Raw genomic sequence first — 17,643 nt, 5'->3', positions numbered from 1 at the left:
AAACGCGCAGAGCGCCGCAGTAGCCACCAGCCACCTAACAACAGCATACTGCTGATAAACAAAATCTTAGCCATAACTGACTCCTGCTAGGCAACCCAGCTTTTTAAGCCATCTTCCAAAGAGGTGATTTCACAAAATCTATACCAATTTCTACTGTGTGTTGTATACCCTATCCAGGGCCAAGCTGAGAGAACTTTTCTGATATAAGGTCGTTTAGCTAGCAAACTTTGCCATAGGCTATAAGGAAGAATGACCTTAGTTGCGCTGCACCTGTGTTGTTGCTGTTGTTGTGGCCGCCCAATGTGGGGGGCAACAGGTGCATGCGCCTTGGCGAAGACAACGTGCGACGTGTAATCCAAACGCCAATAGCCTGCACCGATTGCCCCTCCGGATGTGCCGCGAGGGGTTTTTTATTTTGCAGATTTTTCCAACCCGAAGATGATGGCTTCTGTGGATACGCTTGCCACATCGGAACTGCACGCGATCAAAGGCGCAGACCTTGTGCGCGCCATTGGCAACACGCCGCTTGTGCGGCTCCGCAAGCTCACGCGGCATTTGCCTGAAACTGTGGCTGTCTATGTTAAGGCGGAGCACTTGAATCCAGGCGGTTCGGTCAAAGACCGTCCGGCACTGCGTATGGTGCAAGAAGGCCTGCGCCAAGGTGCCCTTCGGGAAGGCCGCGTGCTCATTGACGCCACCAGTGGCAACACAGGAATTGCCTATGCCATGCTGGGCGCGGCTTTGGGATTTCCGGTCATGTTGGCTATGCCAGCCAACGCCTCTCCGGAACGCAAGCGCATTCTGAAGGCCTACGGCGCGGAGCTGATTCTAACCGATCCAATGGAAGGAACCGATGGCGCCCAGCGCTACGTGCGCGAACTGGTCGAACAAGATCCAGAGCGTTATTTCTATCCCGACCAGTACAACAACGACGCCAACTGGCAGGCGCACTATGAGGGCACTGCTGTCGAAATTCTGCAGCAAACCCGAGGGCGCGTTACCCATTTTGTGGCAGGGTTGGGCACTACGGGTACGTTTGTTGGCGTTAGCCGTCGCCTAAAAGCCTTCAACCCGGAGATCCGCTGCTATGCCTTGCAGCCCGACTCCCCACTGCACGGGTTAGAAGGCCTCAAGCACCTGGAAACGGCTATCGTGCCTGGCATCTACGATCCTTCTCTGGTCGACGCGCATCTAAGCTGCTCGACCGAAGAAGCTTTCGATATGACACGCCGGCTGGCCCGAGAAGAGGGGTTGTTTGTAGGTCCTTCGTCGGGGGCCAACGTAGCCGCTGCCCTGCATATTGCCGAACAGTTGGAAGCCGGCTTGGTCGTCACCGTGCTTTGCGACACTGGTGCGCGTTACCTGAGCGAATCGTTTTGGGAAGAACGCCCATGAAGATTCTTGAAGCGCTCCTGGCCCAGATTCGGGCTCATGGCGAAGCGACGTATCCGGAGGAGTGCTGCGGCTTGCTCCTGGGCAAAAGCAGCCCAGAAGGCAACCACGTACAAGCGCTCTTTCCCGTGCAAAACCGCCATGCCGAGCAGCGCGAGCGGCGCTATACCATTGCCCCTGCTGACTACCTGGCCGCAGAACGGGCTGCGCGTCAGCAGGGGCTGGACGTGGTTGGGTTTTACCACTCCCACCCTGATCATCCAGCGCAGCCCTCAGCCACTGACCTGGCGGAGGCTACGTTTCCAGGCTATACCTACGTTATCGTTTCCGTCCAGCAGGGTCAAGCCAAAGAACTCACGGCTTGGCGCCTAGCGATGGACCGCTCACGCTTTGAACCCGAAACCATCGAACTTGAAACCCAAACTGCACCTGCAAATCAACCTTGACACACCATGAGCACCACAACCGCAACGGTCACAATCCGTATTCCTACACCGCTGCGTAGCTTTACCAACGAACAGGCTACTGTTGAAGTCCAAGGAACGACAGTAGGCGAAGCCTTAGCTCATCTGGTGGAACAGTTTCCCCGGCTTAAGCCACACCTGTTTAACGAAGAGGGCCGCCTACGCTCGTTTGTGAACATTTACCTAGGTGACGAAGACATCCGCTATCTCCAGCGCGAAGCCACACCCCTGAATCCTGGCGCAGAGCTTTCGATTGTGCCTTCTGTTGCTGGAGGAAAGTCACGCTAACCAACGCACCTGCCATGGCTGCTACTTTAATCGATGTACAGCTTACCCCAGAAGAACTGCGGCGCTACAACCGCCATTTGATCTTACCCGAAGTCGGCCTGGAAGGCCAGAAAAAGCTTAAGTCTGCCTCGGTCCTGCTTATTGGCGCAGGTGGGCTAGGATCGCCGCTGGCTTTGTACCTAGCGGCTGCCGGCGTAGGCCGACTGGGATTGGTCGACTTCGACGTGGTCGATGAAACCAACCTGCAACGCCAAGTGCTGCACGGCACCAAAGACGTCGGGCGTTCCAAGCTGGCTTCAGCACGCGATCGCATCCTGGACATCAATCCGCATGTACAGGTTGACCTCTACGAAACGCGCCTCACCAGCGAAAATGCCCTAGAGATCATCCAAGACTACGATCTGGTTGCCGACGGTACGGATAATTTTCCGACGCGTTACCTGGTCAATGACGCCTGCGTGCTGGCCGGAAAACCCAACGTGTACGCCTCAATTTTCCGGTTTGAAGGGCAAGTTTCGGTCTTTGGGACGCCCGATGGCCCTTGCTATCGATGCCTGTATCCGGAACCCCCGCCACCAGGCCTGGTCCCCTCCTGCGCCGAAGGGGGCGTGCTAGGTGTCCTGCCTGGGTTGGTCGGCACGATCCAGGCCACCGAGGTTATCAAGATGATCCTGGGCATCGGGAAGCCGCTTATTGGACGCTTGCTCTTGGTCGATGCGCTTAGCATGCAATTCCGCACGCTCAAAGTGCGGAAAAATCCAGAGTGCCCCATCTGCGGTGAGCACCGCACGATCCATCGGCTTATTGACTATGAGCAGTTCTGCGGCTTACCCTCCCGGAACGGTGCTGCAGCGGCTGCTTCGCAGCCCACTGAAAGCGACGTGCCAGAAATCACTGTGCAACAGCTCAAAGCACGCCTGGATCGTGGCGATCGGCCACTTATTCTCGACGTGCGCAAGCCGCACGAGGTGCAAATTGCCAGCATTGGGCACGACCTGCTCATCCCCATTGACGAGCTCCCCGAGCGGCTTGCTGAACTAGAGCCCTACCGGAACCAGGAAATTGTGGTCTATTGCCGCTCTGGTGCGCGCTCGGCCCGCGCTACAAAGCTCCTGCAAGAAGCGGGCTTTCGGGACGTCAAAAACCTCAAAGGCGGCATCCTGGCCTGGAGTCAAGAAATCGACCCTTCTATTCCGCAATACTAGTGTCTCTAAAGCCCGGGCTAAGGCCCGGGCTTTAGGATACTTCAGAAGCCACCGATGCGTCCAAAAAACGGTTGAGCACCTCGGGTGTAGGGACCCGACAACTTTCGCGGCGTCCAAACCAACGGTAGCGATGACGGGCAATCCAACGGTACAAGGCGTCCCGTAGCGGTCGCGGCACCAAAATAAGCCCATAAAGCAACGGCCACGCTCCACCAAGCCGACGTACAATGCGCAGCGCGGCTGTCGAGTTGCGATAACAGCGCCCGCGCTCAATGAGGATCAGGCTCTCTAGGTAATCCGGATGCAGCCCGTAGCGCTCCAAGAAAGGTTGTGCGGCCTCTGACTGCAGCGCCCCAAACTTAAAGTAACCGGCCGGGTCACGATCCATCACAAAATTCACAAACCCGTTGCACAAATTGCACACGCCGTCGAAAAGCACAATACCGTGCTGTAGTTCAAGGGATGCGGCTTTGGTGGCATCATGCATGGTTTTCCTCCACAGCAAAAGCTTTCGCAGGTACAAGCCGCTTGGCAATCGCTTTAAGCGCTTCGGCCTGCGCTTCCGCCGCACGCACACCGCTTTGAAAAATGTCCTCTTTCTCCTCCCATAGGCTAAGCATGCCTACGTGGTCAACTTCCGGCACAATAAGCACATCAGGTCGGCAAGCCTGCAGCCGATACCCCTCAAGCTGAGTAACCACAATCTCCATAGCTCTTCCGAGCACCTCAAAACTGTTGGGTTGGCGGTTGTTGCGTCGGGTGCGAAACGTACGCGAAAACCGCTCGCTCCACATGCTCAGACTGATGCGGCGCTCTTCCTCAGGGCGGCTTCGGCGGCGCTTGAGTCCAGCTGGCTCCAATGTCGAACGCTCTCGGTGCAACCGCACGGCAATGGTATAGCGGGCACCATGATGAACCAAGGGACTTACCGGCACATTATTGCACAACCCACCATCCACAAGCAATCGCCCTCCTAGTTCTAGAGGTGCAAAGATCCCCGGAATGGCCGATGAGGCCAGTATGGCCTCAACCACGGGTCCGCGGCTAAGTACGACTTCCTTACCTGATTCTAAGTCTGTCGCAATCACATAGAACGGAATCGGAAGATCTTCAAAGCAGCAATCATGCAAGTGGCGGCGTAGATAGTCGCGTAGCGGCTCATTCGAAATCAGCCCCTGACCATCCAGACGGATAGAAAACAGCGTGCGTGTGCGCTGCTCGCGCATGAGCTGCTTCATCTGCTCGACGGAATAGCCAAAAGCGTAAAAAGCGCCAATCAGCGCGCCAGCGCTGCATCCAGCTACAACACCGGGTCGCAGACCATAGCGCTCCAGTACCGAAAGCACGCCGATATGTGCCCATCCCCGCATACCTCCCCCACCTAAAGCCAATCCCAATGCCGGCGATGCCGATTGCTGCCGCGCTGCAGGTTCCATTGACCTTGCTGCTTAAACCCTGTCTGCCCGAAGAACGGCACAGCAAACACAAAGATTCTTTGCAGGCGGTTTCCTATTTTGAGCGCACAAACGCCGCAAACCAACCGTCACCATGATGTTTTTGGGTAACGTTACAGAAAGCCTTCCGCTTACTAATGGGTTGGAGCTGGTCACGGCGCAGAAGGCGCGCGTGCGGATTCAAACTGTGCACGACGGCATTTTTCGCGTGTGGTTGCATCCCGATGGGGCGCCATTTCCCGCTGAGCCCTTCTCATATGCCCTTTGCCCCGAAAGCCTGGAGGAACCGCCCCCTTCCATCCAAATCGAGCAAACCGCTGCGCACCTTCGTCTCAAGCAAGGGTCATGGAACGTCCTTATCCAACGCAACCCACTTCGGCTTTGGTTTGAAGGGCCCGACGGCGTGCCGTTAGCAGCCGATAGTTTTGGCATGGCCTGGGAAGGCGAGCGCATCAGCGTCTGGAAAAAGCAAGCCGATGGCGAGCGTTTTTTTGGCCTGGGCGAGAAAACGGGCCCTTTTGAGCGCACTGGCCGTGCTTTTGTCCACTGGAATACCGACGATTCGGGCTACGATGCCCAAGATGACCCGCTCTATAAAACGTTTCCGTTCTACCTTGCGCTCTGTCCGACAAGCAAGGGGCACTTTTTAAGCTACGGGATCTTTTTCGATAACACCTATCGCTCATGGTTCGATTTTGGGGGGCAAGCTCCAGGGCATGTTAGCTTTGGCGCTGAAGGAGGCGAACTGGTGTATTACTTCTTGGCTGGACCAACGCCGGCTGAGGTGCTGGCCCGCTATACATGGCTCACCGGGCGATTTGCCCTTCCTCCCCGCTGGGCACTGGGCTATCATCAGAGCCGTTGGAGCTATTATCCAGAGGCTGTTGTGCGCGCTGTCGTTGCCGAATTTCGGGCTCGGCGCATCCCACTCGACGTTGTGCATTTGGACATCCATTACATGGATGGCTACCGGATCTTTACTTGGGACCCCGAACGCTTTCCCGATCCGCAACGCCTTGCTGAAGACCTCCGGCGCGAGGGCCTGCGCCTGGTAACGATTGTAGACCCCGGGGTCAAAGTCGACCCGGGGTACCACGTCTATGATGAGGGGTTAGCTGCAGACGCCTTTGTGCGCTATCCGGACGGCACCTTGTACACGGGACGGGTATGGCCTGGCTTTTGTCACTTTCCGGACTTTACGCATCCTCAAGTTCGAGCGTGGTTTGGAGGCTATGTGGGCGCGTTTCTCAAGTTGGGCATTGCAGGCTTTTGGTGCGACATGAACGAGCCCTCCGTCTTTGGGGGAGGCACTATGCCCGACCTCGTCCAGCACCACCTTGAAGGTCGGGGAGGCAGCCACCGAGAAGCGCATAACGTCTACGGTCTGCTTATGGCCCGTGCCACCTGGGAAGCTTGTCGGCAGCATGCACCAGAAACACGGCCGTTTGTTATTACCCGAGCTGCCTATGCGGGCGTGCAGCGTTACGCCTGTGTTTGGACCGGCGACAACGTGGCCAACTGGTCGCATCTGCGCCTGGCACTTTCAATGATGCTTTCGCTAGGACTTAGCGGCCAGCCTTTTTCGGGCAGCGACATCGGCGGCTTTATTGGCACCCCTAGTCCTGAGTTGTACGCACGCTGGATCCAACTGGGCGCCTGTGCTCCGCTATTCCGTACGCATACGGCCTACAATACCCCAGCTCAGGAACCCTGGAGCTTCGGTGAAGAAGTGGAAGCCATTGCTCGACGCTATATCGAGCTTCGCTACCGCCTGCTTCCCTACCTCTACACGTGCTTCGACGAACACCGGCAAACCGGCCTACCGATACTCCGTCCGCTTTTGCTGCATTATCCCAACGATGCACGCACCCATGACGTCGACGATGCCTTCCTCCTAGGCCGCCATCTGCTGGTGGCCCCTGTCCTTGAAGCAGGTGCACGCAACCGACGCGTGTATTTCCCTGAAGGACAATGGTACGACTTCTGGACCGATCAGTGCTATGAGGGACCCACAGAAGTGCTCATCGAAGCCCCCTTGGACCTGCTCCCCCTATTCGTCCAGGCAGGAACGGTCCTCCCCCTCGGGCCTGTCGTTCAGCACACCGATGAACCCTGCCATAGCCTAGAGCTTCACGTGTTTCCCGGAGCGGGGATCAACTATCTGTACGAAGACGACGGGGAAAGCTGGAACTACACTCAAGGCATGTTCCGACGCACCCGATTCAGCATAGCTGCAACCGAGCGCACCCTTCAGCTCGACGTCCACCAAGAAGGCACCTACCGATCCCCCATTACTTCCTGGCAACTTTACTGGCATGGGTGTATCGCTCCAGCCTCACTGTACGTCGACGGACAACAGCTGGCGACTACCTACGACGCCGAACGGCATCTGCTACAAGCCACGCTTCCTGCAGCGTTCCAACACGTACGCGGCGAGGTGTAAAATCGCTCGTTATGTAAACGGTTAACTTGAATATCCGTTATGATTTTCGTAAATTGTAACGAAGTTGGTCACGCCCCTACCAAGCTGCAAAACGAACATGGTACAGCCCATGCGGATTCTTTTTGTTTCCAGCGAAATTGCGCCTTTTGCGCAACTTACGGAGATTGCCAACCTAGCGCACAGGCTGCCCGAGCGGCTCCAGGAAGCCGGTCTAGCGGAGTCGCGCATTATGATGCCGCGCTATGGTATTGTTAGCGAGCGCCGGAACCGCTTACATGAGGTCATTCGGCTTTCAGGAACGGCTGTTCCTATTGGGAAGGATCATGAGACGCTCAAGGTTAAGGTAGCTTCAATCCCAGGGATTCGGCTACAAGTGTACTTTATGGACAACACACGCTTTTTCAAGCACAAAGGCATCTACGCCGACAAACAAGGCGTGGAGTTTCCAGATAACGTGGCCCGGGCACTGTTTTTTGGGCGTGCCGTGCTGGAGACAGTACGCAAGCTGGGCTGGGAGCCCGACATTGTGCATGCCTTTGGCAGCCTTGCAGGCCTGATTCCGTGGCTCTTGACTACGGAGTATGCTTCGGATCCACTCCTAGCACGGGCGCGCCGCGTGTACACACCAGACGGTCTGAACCTGCGGGCACGCCTAACAGCCCAAGTGCTTACGCGCCTGCGGGTTGTTGGAGATGAGGCTTTGCTCAATCGCTCCCTAGACGAAGTTGGCCGTGCCCTGGCCGAAGTGGTAATCTACCCTGCCTCGGTTGCTGCAGCCGAAGATGAAGCCGTACAGTTTAGCGCCGATCCTGCTGTAGCTGCTGAGCAGGCCGTCTCCGTGTACGAAAATCTGCTCAGCAGTGTACCTGCCTGACCCGTAAAGAAAACCTGCTTTGCCCTCTGGCGTTAATGCAGCGCTTTCCCCAAATGGCAAGCCCCTCGGCCTGCACGAGAGGGCTTTTGCCTTTAGGGCACACGAAACACCGGCTCCCTATCGTTTTTGATCGGGTGCAGGCCAGCTTGAGGATAGCATGCAAACGTTCCGTTGGTCTCTGTACGGACTGCTGTTTCTAGCCTTTGGAATACTGGGTGGGTGTGATGATCCTTCAGCGGTAGGCATTGGCTTGATTGATGATCAAGGCTTACCCAAGGTCGTGCGCTTGCCAGCCGATTCGCTCCTCGAAGCGCCTCTAGCCGATCGCACCGGCAACACCACGCACCTACTTGCGGGCCATGTCGAAGACCCGCTACTGGGAACGCACGTGGCTTTGGGGTTTGTGGACTTCAGCATGACCACGCGCCCAGACACCACGATTCGATCCGTGATTTTGGAACTTCCGCGCGCCTATCGCTATGGCGACACGCTCGCTACGCTGACATTGGCCTTGCACGACATGCCAGAAGAATGGCCGCAGTTCAGTGTGCCAGCCGACACAACACTGCCTTTAGGTCCCCAGATTCGCACGTTTACGCTTACAGCCACCGATACGCTGGTCCGCGTAGAGCTGCCGGCAAACTGGATTGCAGCGAACGACACCACCCTACGCAGCCCTACCTTTGCCACAAGCTTTCACGGTTTTGCCTTAACGCCGGTTGAAGGCAATGCCGTCTGGGGGTTTCGTGCAGCTGGCGCCCGGCTGGTGGTCATTACGGCAACCGACACGCTGCAGCTTAGCGCCTCCAAGTGGCTTACTACGCTGAGACAAGAAACGCCCCCCCAGCTTCCTGCGGATCGTTTGCTCCTTCAGGACGGCTCAGGCACTGTTGTACGCCTACGTTTTCCGTTTACAGCCGATAGTGTGCGCCACGCTGGATTGCATGCAGCTGTACTGGAAGTGCCCTTAGACACGCTCACGTTACGCCAAACACCTTTGCACTTTTTCCGTCCTATCCCACCTGTGGTGCGCCTGGTAGGCGTAGATGCCGAGGGGAACATCCCGTTTAGCTCTTTAGGGAATCCACGCCTTCAAGCCACTGCAATCCCTGCGCAGGGTCGGCTGCGCTTCCAGCTTACCGGCACTGCATTGCAAACGCTGCAGCGTATGCTCATGGGTGAAACACCGATAGCGTATCTTCAGCTTGACTTTCCTACAACCGACAACACGCTGGGCGCTGTGCTGCTTTACCGGAATCCAGCTACTGCGCGTCCTACCCTGATCCTTACGCTTACCCCACCAACCCCATGAATGCAACGGCTTTGCGATACAGCCTTTTGCGCGGGCTGCTCCTGAGCATGCTGATCTCTGGCCTAAGCCAAGCGCAGCATACGGGTGACGGTTCGGTGTACTCCCGCTTAGGCTTAGGCGAGCAGATGAGCTACGCTTCTTCTCAGCTTCAGGCAATGGGAGGCAGCGGCGTGGGCCTATTCAACCTAAACTATCTCAATTTGGATAATCCAGCTACCTGGGCAGAGCAGGTGCTTACGCGGGCTACGGGCAGCGTACTGTTTCAACGCCTCTGGTCCACCGATGCCCAGGGCCAACGCGCTCGCCTGGGTTCGGGAACACTCCACGCCTTGCACCTGAGCTTTCCCCTCCAAAGCCGTCGCTTAGGACTGGCGCTGGCCTTTCGGCCATATACGCGTGCCAATTACCGGATACGCAGCGCAAACCTGCTCGTTAGGCCCGAACTAAACGATACGGTACGTTACCAGATCGACTATGCCGGCGAAGGAGGGCTCCAGCAACTTAACGGAGGACTGGGTCTGCGCCTGACCCACTGGCTAAGCATCGGTGCACAAGCCGATCTGCTGTTTGGTATTATCGAGCACACGCAGCGCACTACCTTTTCCGATCCCAAACTACCAGCAGTCCAACTTCCTGACCATGCCCCCACGCTCTTTGCCACCTCTACACGCTTGGTTGGGCTACGCGGCACACTGGGCTTACTGGCACAACACCATGCACTTTGGAAATCTACCGACATGCTTGCTTTAGGTATCGTCTTCACCACGCCTGCTTCACTACGCGCTACGCGCGTTCGCACGCTGGGCGAAAGCCTCGACCGCGACACTTTAACTGTGCCCGTACGTGGCAAGGTAGACATGCCTTGGGCTGGCGCCCTTGGCCTGTCCTATCAATTAGACAATCGTTGGACTTTTGTGCTAGATGGGCGCTATGAACCCTGGTCTCACTTTGGAAGCGATCTCACGTTCTCTGGATACGAACCCAACGGCGAAAATCGTTTTAAAGATCGTTGGCGGTTGTCGTTTGGGATTGAATACTTACCTGCTGGAACCGATTTTTCTGCTACGTATTTTCATCAAATAGCTTATCGCATTGGCGGCTATGTTGACCGAATGTATGTGGACCCCCAGCCCAACGTGGCGCTTCGCACGTGGGCCGTGACGGCGGGTTTGAGTTTACCGACCATGTATCCTGGCACGCGTCTTGATCTTAATTTTGAAGTAGGCATGCGCGGCACTACTGCATACCATCTGGTACGCGACGTGTACTACCGCGTAGGCCTTAGCGTAAACGTAGGCGAACGATGGTTTATTAAGAGACGGCTGAATTAAAATGAAACGCGCAAGCTGCTTAACCGCCCTAAGGCACAAACCGCATGCAAACCATGCGCGGCGGCCTTGGATCATAGGTCTTGGGGGCCTATGGTTGCTTTTACTGGTAGTTAGTGCTCAGGCGCAGCCTGTGGCTGCGCAGCAGAGCGCCCCATCAAATGTCGATGAGCAAACCAAGGCCATCAACTATAGCCTCTACTACGAATACTTTAAGAACGGCGACTACGAGGCGGCCCTTCCTTACCTGCGTTGGATGATCCAAAACGCACCGGAATATGCTGGTCCCAACCGTAAAGACGACCGCAACTTTGAGCGTATCATCAAAGTGCATGAAGAGCTCGCCAAGGCCAGAGCCGAATCGGCTCCTGAAGTAGCCCGCGCTCACTTAGATTCGGCGCTGGCCTACTTCGACCAGGCTTTTGTGGTGCTGCCACCTCGAGGGGTTGCGCTCGACACAGTCACCTGGTACATCCGTAAAGGGCGTCTTATCCAGCAATTTTCAGAACTCTTGGCCGACCGTCAGCATGAAGCAGCCGAGCTTTATCGCCAAGCGTTTGAACATAATCCCCAACGGGTTGATGACTACTCGATTCAATTTGTAATTGCTCAGTTGGTGCAGGAAGGCGATAAGGCAGGTGCCGTAGCGTTCATGGACGAAGTGGAAGCCGCCCTGGAAGGCGACCCGCAGCGCACTGCGCTTATGGAATACATCACCACGGTGCGCGACAATCTTTTCCGGACCCCCCAAGAACGCATGGCCTTCCTAGAAGACCGCCTGGCCAAAGACCCACAGAACCTCGACTTGATTTCGGAGCTCTTTAACATCTACCGTCAGCTGGGCGAGCGTGCCAAAATGTATGGGCTGGCCGACCGGCTGCTGGCACTCAAGCAAGATGCGCGGACGTTCCATACCGTCGGTAAGCTGTACCTTGACGATGGCGAGCCGGCCAAAGCGCTCGAGTATTTTCGCCAAGCAATGCAACAGCCCGACGTGCAGGAAATCGCACGCGAGCTGTACTACAACGCCGGCATCGCCGAGCAACAACTGGGCCGCCTATCGAATGCCCGAACCTACTTCCGCCGGGCTCTGCAGGCTGACCCGAACTTTGGTAAAGCCTACATCTCCATCGGAGACCTCTATGCCCAGGCCGTCAGCGAATGTGGGAGCCAGCTAGAACGGGAAGACCGTGCCGTCTACTGGCTGGCTACCGACTACTACGAACGCGCCCGCCAGGTTGACCCCTCCGTGACCAACGAGGCCAGCCAGAAACTCAACACCTACCGCCGCTACTTCCCTAACCAAGAAGACTTGTTTTTCAAAGGATGGAAAGTAGGGCAACCCTATCGCATTGACTACGGCTGCTACGCCTGGATCAATGAGGAAACCACCACCTTCTTCCTAAAGCTGCGATCCAAACCGGTAGCCCTAGGGCTACCGGTTTTTTTTTAGCCCTGGCTCTAAAGCGCTTCCATTCCCGCGCATTTCGCTTGAGCTTTAGGATTAAGATCACGAACTTCTGCCTGAAATTTACTGACAAGCCACCTAAAGCTTTGCCCTTATGGCGTACATCGAAGAAATCATTGCCCGTCAAATTCTGGACAGCCGAGGCAATCCTACGGTAGAAGTCGAGGTCATTACCGACGAAGGCATCGTTGGGCGCGCAGCTGTGCCCAGCGGAGCTTCTACGGGTGAGCACGAAGCAGTAGAACTGCGCGATGGAGACCACAGCCGCTACCTGGGTAAAGGCGTGCTGCAAGCCGTAGCTAACGTGAACGAGAAAATTGCTCCTGAACTAGAAGGCTTCAGCATCTTTGACCAGGTTGCTATCGACAATGCGCTCATCGCGCTGGATGGCACGCCCAACAAAAGTAAACTCGGCGCTAACGCCATCTTAGGTGTCTCGCTTGCTGTAGCCAAAGCTGCTGCAGCGACAGCCCAGTTGCCCCTGTATCGATACATCGGCGGCACCAACGCGCGGCTGCTGCCCGTTCCCCTAATGAACATCATTAACGGCGGCCGCCACGCCGATAATAACCTCGACCTGCAGGAATTTATGATTGCGCCTGTTGGCGGTGGAAGCTTCTCCGAAGCCCTCCGCATTGGCGTGGAAATCTTCCACCACCTCAAGCAGGTGCTCAAACAAAAAGGCTACAGCACAGCTGTAGGCGATGAGGGGGGGTTTGCACCGAACCTGCGGGCTAACGAAGAAGCCGTGGAAGTCATCTTGGAAGCCATTGAAAAAGCCGGCTACAAAGCAGGCGAAGACGTTTTCTTGGCGCTTGACCCAGCCACCAGCGAGATGTACCAAAACGGCCATTATGTATTCTGGAAAAGTGACCCCAATACAAAGCGTACTTCAGCAGACATGGTGGATTTCTGGGAGCGCTGGGTCAACCAATATCCTATCATTTCCATCGAAGACGGTATGGCCGAAGATGATTGGGAAGGATGGCGCTTGCTCACTGAACGCCTGGGCCATCGGGTGCAGCTCGTAGGCGACGACCTATTTGTTACCAACACGGAGCGTCTAGCACAGGGCATTCGCTCGGGCTGCGCCAACGCGATCCTCATTAAGCCCAACCAGATCGGCACATTAACCGAAACGCTGGCAGCCATTGAATTGGCCCATAAGCATGGCTACACAGCCATTCTCAGCCACCGCTCTGGGGAAACCGAAGATGCTACGATTGCTGACCTGGCTGTTGCGGCCAATACCGGTCAGATCAAAACCGGGTCGGCCAGCCGCAGCGATCGTATTGCTAAATACAACCAGCTTCTGCGCATCGAAGAGCAGCTGGGCGACACTGCCCGCTTCCCAGGACGTCAAGCCTTCCACGTATAACCCATGCCTGTTCGTCGCTACACCGATGCTGACCGCATAGCTGCCAGGCGACGTCAATTGCGGCGCCGCCTGGCAGCAGCGGGCGTGCTATTGCTTGCGCTGTGGCTGATTTTTTTGGATAGCCACAGCCTTTACCGTCGGTTACGTTGGACTTACGAAGCTGCCCGCCTGCGCGCACAAAATGAAGCGCTACGTCAGGAAATCGCAACCCTGGAAGAACAGCTTCGCCAAGGCATTTCCGACGAAATGATCGAGCGCATTGCCCGCGAGCAATACGGCATGCGACGCCCAGGCGAAACGGTCTATCGCGTTGAGGACTAAATAGCCGCGCACCCCATGCCTGCACCGTCTGCTTACGCCGTTGGCATTGACTTAGGAGGTACGCTCATTAAAGCCGCCCTGGTCGAACGAGGAGTGGGCATCCAGCATGAGCTTAGCCGCCCTACTGAGGCCGAAGAAGGACCCGCACATGTCATCCGGCGCATGGCCGAAATGATTCAGGCCCTTATCGACCGCGCCCCTAACCGTCAAATTGCGGGTATTGGGATTGGGGCCCCAGGTGCGGTCAATTGGGAACGCACGTGTGTCGTCTACCCACCGAATCTACCCGGTTGGGGCATTGTCGATTTGCGACAAGCACTGCAGGAAACGCTGCAATGCAGCCTTCCGGTCTTTGTCGAAAACGATGCCAACCTAGCCGGCCTGGGCTCAGCCCACTACGGCGCTGGCAGACCGTTCGACTCGTTTATCATGGTCACACTAGGTACAGGTGTAGGCGGCGCCATCATTTACCGCAATCGTATTTTCCGCGGCACTACGGGTGGTGCTGGAGAAATTGGTCATATGAGCATCGACTACGAGGGCCCGCTGGACCGTTACGGCATTGCTGGGGCAGTAGAAGCTTACGTAGGACAACGTTTTCTGTCGCATTACGCCCGCTACCGCTTGCTTACGCGCCGCGACAGCCTAGTGCACCAGATGGCCGGCGAAGACCTGCGCGACCTGAACCCGCGCATGCTCTACGAAGCTGCTAAAGCTGGCGACGAAGCTGCCCGCGAAGTGCTGGCCTGGGCAGGACATAAACTCGGGTGTGTTTTGGCCTCGGCAGTTAACTTACTTGACATTCACAAAATTGTCGTGGGCGGAGGCGTATCGGCTGCAGATGCTTTCATCCTAGAGCCTGCCCGCCGCACGCTGCGCCAGTATGTCATGCCAGCCTGGCGGGACCGCGTCGAGATCGTACGCGAAACGCTCGGCAACGAGGTAGGCGTCCTGGGCGCCGCCCACTTGGTCTTCCAGCTCCTAGAAGCGCCGGACCTGGACTGATGCAGCGCCAATGACCTGACCTTGTGGGAACCCACCCTCAGGGCTCCTAGTGCGTGTAAGAAACGCCAGGTCCAACGGCCGATCGAACACAGCCCACCATGATGGACCGCCTTCGAGGGTGCTGGACGCTATGGCTCATTTTGATGACGGCTGCGCAAGCTCAGCCCACTTCGTCCAACACGCAAAGTTCTGTCCAGTTTAGCGCTCAGGATTCACTGGTCATTTTGTTCGATACCCCAGAAGGAGACCTAGGGCAGCTCGTTGGCCAAGCCCGCGTGCAATACCGCAACCTGGAACTCACAGCCCACCGCATTGACCTGCTCTTCGATCAGGATGAGCTGCGCGCCTCAGGCCTACCTGTAGATACAGGCATGGTGGATCCGCCCACCTTTCGCCAAGGCAACGACACGTTTACAGGCCGCATGCTGCAATACAACCTGCAAACGCAACGCGGCCGCGTGGTCGGCGCCCAAACGCGCATTGAAGACGGCTTTTTACAGGCTCAGGTAGTCAAGGTGCTCGAAGACAGCACGCTGTATGTCCAAGGGGGCAGTTACTCGACCTGCCCCTGTAGCGACGGCCGCGCTCCTTCCTACTCGTTGCGCACCAGCAAGATGAAAGTGGCCGGCAAATGGATCTACACTGGCCCAATCCAGCTTTACCTGTTCACCATTCCTACGCCGCTGTGGCTACCGTTTGGCTTTTTACCTGCAATTGAAGGTCGACGCAGCGGCCCCCTCCCGGTCCAATACGGCGAGGACGAGCGCGGTTTTTATCTACGCGGCTGGGGTTGGTACTGGGCCATTAGCGACTACATGGACTTGCAGGTGCGCGGCGGCCTTTGGACCAAAGGTAGTTGGCAAATCAGTCCGCTCTTCCGCTATGCCAAGCGCTATGCCTTCAGCGGCCAACTCATGCTTGATTATTTACACAACCGTAATGGGGAAAAAGGTGACCCAGATTTTAGCGTTACGAACACGGCCTCGTTTCGCTGGACGCACAACCAGACCTTAGGACCTTCGGCCAATTTTTCAGCCAACGTCAACCTCACAAGCTCCAGTTACCTGCGGGCCATTTCGGAACGCTACGACGACCGTGTCCGCCAGACCATCTCCTCCAACATCCGCTACAGCAAAAACTGGTCGTCGCGCTCGCTCAACCTTTCCCTCTCACACCAAGAAGTGCTCACCACAGGTGCCGTGAGCTTGACGCTTCCGCAGCTTTCTTTTTCCCAAAGTGCCTTTAAGCCCTTTCGAAGCGCAGGATCAATCTCTGGCCGTAACGAGCGTTGGTATGAGCGCCTCACGCTGAGCTACAACGGGACGTTAAGCAACCAGTACACGTTCACTCGCCTCCCTGAGGCCACGCTGCTGGAGCGAGGCGACACCAGCGCTTTAAGCATCAGCTGGTATGACGCCCTTTTCTCCCCTAGCGCCTACCGACGCGCAACAGGACAGGAGATCCCTTTTCAGTTTCGCGCAACGCACCGCATTCCAGTCTCGGCGAGCTTTGCCTTGCAACGCCTACCTCTACTGAACCGTCCCTTTCCAGTCACTTTTTCCAGTGGTCTGAACTATCAGGAAGACTGGTTTCTCTATACCGAACGCCGCACTGTAGACACTACAGGCCGCATTGTTACGCGCTCGCTACCCGGTTTTTTTGCCTTGCGCCAGTTTTCGCTAGGCCTTTCAGCAACAACCACGCTTTATGGTCTTTTTCCTGTGCGCATAGGTAACTTTGAAGGACTACGCCACACGGTACGCCCAGGCCTAAGTTTTTCATACCGCCCAGATTTTTCTGCCGACTTCTGGGGATACACGCGCACCTACACAGATACTTCTGGCCACATCGTCCGCTACGGCATCGTGCCGGGTGTACCCTTTGGACGCACCCAGAACCTTTCCTTTACCCTGGGCAATGTCTTTGAAACCAAACGCATTCAGACCGACACTACTGGCACCAGCCGGCGTCAGACACTTCAGCTGCTCAGCCTCGACCTGTCTACCAGCTACAACTTTGCCGCCGACTCGCTGCGACTTTCCAGCATCAACCTTAGTGCACGTACTGCAGCGCTAGGACCGCTCAGCCTAACCGCAGCGATGGTGCTCGACCCATATCGCCTGGCGCCCGATGGCCGACCCATGAACCGGTATGCTTTTGACCTGCGGGCAGGCCGCCTGGCACGCCTAACCAGTTTTCGCCTGAGCGCCTCGGTGAGCCTGCGGAGTGCAGTACGTCCCACCGCCCGCGAAGCCGCAGCACCACCCCGCGCCCGCTTTGGCGATCCCTTGAGCTCAGCACAGGACGACAACCCGATCCCTTCCTTTTTAGACCCTGCTTTAGCCTATGCCGACTTTGCTATCCCCTGGTCGCTCAACCTTAGCTTCAGTTATAGCTATAACCGCTTTGCTTTTCGTGCTACGCGAAGTGCTATCCTTAACGCTTCGTTCGACTTTAACCTTACCCCAAACTGGAAAATTCAAGGCCGAAGCGGCTACGACTTTGTCCGAGGTGAGCTGGCCTCCACCAGCTTCTTCATTCTACGCGACTTGGGTTGCTGGCAAATGAGCCTTTCGTGGATTCCTTTTGGCCGCTACCAGTCCTACGGGTTTGAACTGTACGTAAAAAGCGGCCGCTTACGCGACTTACTGCGGCTACGCCAGCCACGTGCCGACATTCGCGGGCGTTTTCAACAGCTTCTTTAAAGGGGA

The 17,643-nt window shown here is 56.6% G+C and carries 15 protein-coding genes; 13 read left to right on the top strand and 2 right to left on the bottom strand.

Going from position 1 to position 17,643, the window contains the following annotated elements:
* The first annotated feature begins 441 nt into the window (after positions 1 to 441).
* Genes J8E65_RS05350 through moeB form a run of 4 tightly spaced genes read left to right on the top strand, consistent with a single transcriptional unit; the run spans position 442 to position 3,349 of the window.
* A complete protein-coding gene (locus J8E65_RS05350; RefSeq protein ID WP_210374934.1) occupies positions 442 to 1,395 on the top strand; it encodes a PLP-dependent cysteine synthase family protein in 954 nt (317 codons plus the stop codon).
* Positions 1,392 to 1,838 carry a M67 family metallopeptidase gene (locus J8E65_RS05345; RefSeq protein WP_210374418.1) on the top strand — a complete coding sequence of 149 codons (447 nt, stop codon included), beginning with the start codon at positions 1,392 to 1,394 and terminating at the stop codon, positions 1,836 to 1,838. The genes J8E65_RS05350 and J8E65_RS05345 overlap by 4 nt, the downstream gene beginning before the upstream one ends.
* A 6-nt stretch (positions 1,839 to 1,844) precedes the next feature.
* The gene (locus J8E65_RS05340) at positions 1,845 to 2,144 is read left to right on the top strand and encodes a MoaD/ThiS family protein (RefSeq protein ID WP_210374416.1); all 300 of its coding nucleotides are present in this window, start codon (positions 1,845 to 1,847) and stop codon (positions 2,142 to 2,144) included.
* Between the two features lie 14 nt (positions 2,145 to 2,158).
* Complete coding sequence (gene moeB, locus J8E65_RS05335; RefSeq protein ID WP_210374415.1) at positions 2,159 to 3,349, top strand: molybdopterin-synthase adenylyltransferase MoeB; 1,191 nt, start codon at positions 2,159 to 2,161, stop codon at positions 3,347 to 3,349.
* 31 nt (positions 3,350 to 3,380) lie between these two features.
* On the opposite strand, the gene J8E65_RS05330 is transcribed toward moeB, so the two are convergent.
* Both J8E65_RS05330 and J8E65_RS05325 read right to left on the bottom strand, forming a co-directional pair.
* The gene (locus J8E65_RS05330; protein WP_210374412.1) at positions 3,381 to 3,836 is read right to left on the bottom strand and encodes a thiol-disulfide oxidoreductase DCC family protein; all 456 of its coding nucleotides are present in this window, start codon (positions 3,834 to 3,836) and stop codon (positions 3,381 to 3,383) included.
* Complete coding sequence (locus J8E65_RS05325) at positions 3,829 to 4,785, bottom strand: patatin-like phospholipase family protein (RefSeq protein ID WP_210374410.1); 957 nt, start codon at positions 4,783 to 4,785, stop codon at positions 3,829 to 3,831. Before J8E65_RS05325 ends, J8E65_RS05330 begins: the two co-directional genes overlap by 8 nt.
* Before the next feature lie 112 nt (positions 4,786 to 4,897).
* Between J8E65_RS05325 and J8E65_RS05320 the strand changes: the two genes are divergently transcribed.
* The 9 genes from J8E65_RS05320 (at position 4,898) to J8E65_RS05280 (ending at position 17,637) form a co-directional block, all read left to right on the top strand.
* A complete protein-coding gene (locus J8E65_RS05320) occupies positions 4,898 to 7,246 on the top strand; it encodes a glycoside hydrolase family 31 protein (protein WP_210374403.1) in 2,349 nt (782 codons plus the stop codon).
* 97 nt (positions 7,247 to 7,343) lie between these two features.
* A complete protein-coding gene (locus tag J8E65_RS05315; RefSeq protein WP_237181681.1) occupies positions 7,344 to 8,120 on the top strand; it encodes a glycogen/starch synthase in 777 nt (258 codons plus the stop codon).
* Positions 8,121 to 8,277: 157 nt separating this feature from the next.
* Positions 8,278 to 9,432 carry a hypothetical protein gene (locus J8E65_RS05310; protein WP_210374401.1) on the top strand — a complete coding sequence of 385 codons (1,155 nt, stop codon included), beginning with the start codon at positions 8,278 to 8,280 and terminating at the stop codon, positions 9,430 to 9,432.
* Complete coding sequence (locus tag J8E65_RS05305; protein ID WP_210374399.1) at positions 9,429 to 10,763, top strand: hypothetical protein; 1,335 nt, start codon at positions 9,429 to 9,431, stop codon at positions 10,761 to 10,763. The genes J8E65_RS05310 and J8E65_RS05305 overlap by 4 nt, the downstream gene beginning before the upstream one ends.
* A gap of 1 nt (position 10,764) precedes the next feature.
* Positions 10,765 to 12,213 (top strand): tetratricopeptide repeat protein, encoded by a 1,449-nt coding sequence (locus J8E65_RS05300; protein WP_210374397.1) that lies wholly within the window; start codon positions 10,765 to 10,767, stop codon positions 12,211 to 12,213.
* Between the two features lie 109 nt (positions 12,214 to 12,322).
* Positions 12,323 to 13,606, top strand: coding sequence for a phosphopyruvate hydratase (gene eno, locus J8E65_RS05295; RefSeq protein ID WP_210374395.1), 1,284 nt, complete (start codon positions 12,323 to 12,325; stop codon positions 13,604 to 13,606).
* Between the two features lie 3 nt (positions 13,607 to 13,609).
* Entirely contained in the window at positions 13,610 to 13,927 is a 318-nt protein-coding gene (locus tag J8E65_RS05290) for an FtsB family cell division protein (RefSeq protein WP_210374393.1), read from the top strand.
* Positions 13,928 to 13,942: 15 nt separating this feature from the next.
* Positions 13,943 to 14,932, top strand: coding sequence for an ROK family protein (locus J8E65_RS05285; RefSeq protein ID WP_210374391.1), 990 nt, complete (start codon positions 13,943 to 13,945; stop codon positions 14,930 to 14,932).
* A 98-nt stretch (positions 14,933 to 15,030) separates the two neighbouring features.
* Positions 15,031 to 17,637 carry a putative LPS assembly protein LptD gene (locus J8E65_RS05280; protein WP_237181680.1) on the top strand — a complete coding sequence of 869 codons (2,607 nt, stop codon included), beginning with the start codon at positions 15,031 to 15,033 and terminating at the stop codon, positions 17,635 to 17,637.
* Positions 17,638 to 17,643: the final 6 nt, after the last annotated feature.

The sequence above is a fragment of the Rhodothermus bifroesti genome, from assembly GCF_017908595.1.
Classification (GTDB): Bacteria; Bacteroidota; Rhodothermia; order Rhodothermales; family Rhodothermaceae; genus Rhodothermus; species Rhodothermus bifroesti.
This window is presented reverse-complemented; position numbering and strand designations above follow the sequence as displayed.

Coding starts and splice junctions, on each gene's coding strand:
- J8E65_RS05325 (WP_210374410.1), bottom strand. CDS start 4,785: ATGGAACCTGCAGCGCGGCAGCAATCGGCATCGCCGGCATTGGGATTG.
- J8E65_RS05285 (WP_210374391.1), top strand. CDS start 13,943: ATGCCTGCACCGTCTGCTTACGCCGTTGGCATTGACTTAGGAGGTACG.
- J8E65_RS05305 (WP_210374399.1), top strand. CDS start 9,429: ATGAATGCAACGGCTTTGCGATACAGCCTTTTGCGCGGGCTGCTCCTG.
- eno (WP_210374395.1), top strand. CDS start 12,323: ATGGCGTACATCGAAGAAATCATTGCCCGTCAAATTCTGGACAGCCGA.
- J8E65_RS05345 (WP_210374418.1), top strand. CDS start 1,392: ATGAAGATTCTTGAAGCGCTCCTGGCCCAGATTCGGGCTCATGGCGAA.
- J8E65_RS05310 (WP_210374401.1), top strand. CDS start 8,278: ATGCAAACGTTCCGTTGGTCTCTGTACGGACTGCTGTTTCTAGCCTTT.
- J8E65_RS05290 (WP_210374393.1), top strand. CDS start 13,610: ATGCCTGTTCGTCGCTACACCGATGCTGACCGCATAGCTGCCAGGCGA.
- J8E65_RS05350 (WP_210374934.1), top strand. CDS start 442: ATGGCTTCTGTGGATACGCTTGCCACATCGGAACTGCACGCGATCAAA.
- J8E65_RS05340 (WP_210374416.1), top strand. CDS start 1,845: ATGAGCACCACAACCGCAACGGTCACAATCCGTATTCCTACACCGCTG.
- moeB (WP_210374415.1), top strand. CDS start 2,159: ATGGCTGCTACTTTAATCGATGTACAGCTTACCCCAGAAGAACTGCGG.
- J8E65_RS05300 (WP_210374397.1), top strand. CDS start 10,765: ATGAAACGCGCAAGCTGCTTAACCGCCCTAAGGCACAAACCGCATGCA.
- J8E65_RS05280 (WP_237181680.1), top strand. CDS start 15,031: ATGATGGACCGCCTTCGAGGGTGCTGGACGCTATGGCTCATTTTGATG.
- J8E65_RS05315 (WP_237181681.1), top strand. CDS start 7,344: ATGGTACAGCCCATGCGGATTCTTTTTGTTTCCAGCGAAATTGCGCCT.
- J8E65_RS05320 (WP_210374403.1), top strand. CDS start 4,898: ATGATGTTTTTGGGTAACGTTACAGAAAGCCTTCCGCTTACTAATGGG.
- J8E65_RS05330 (WP_210374412.1), bottom strand. CDS start 3,836: ATGCATGATGCCACCAAAGCCGCATCCCTTGAACTACAGCACGGTATT.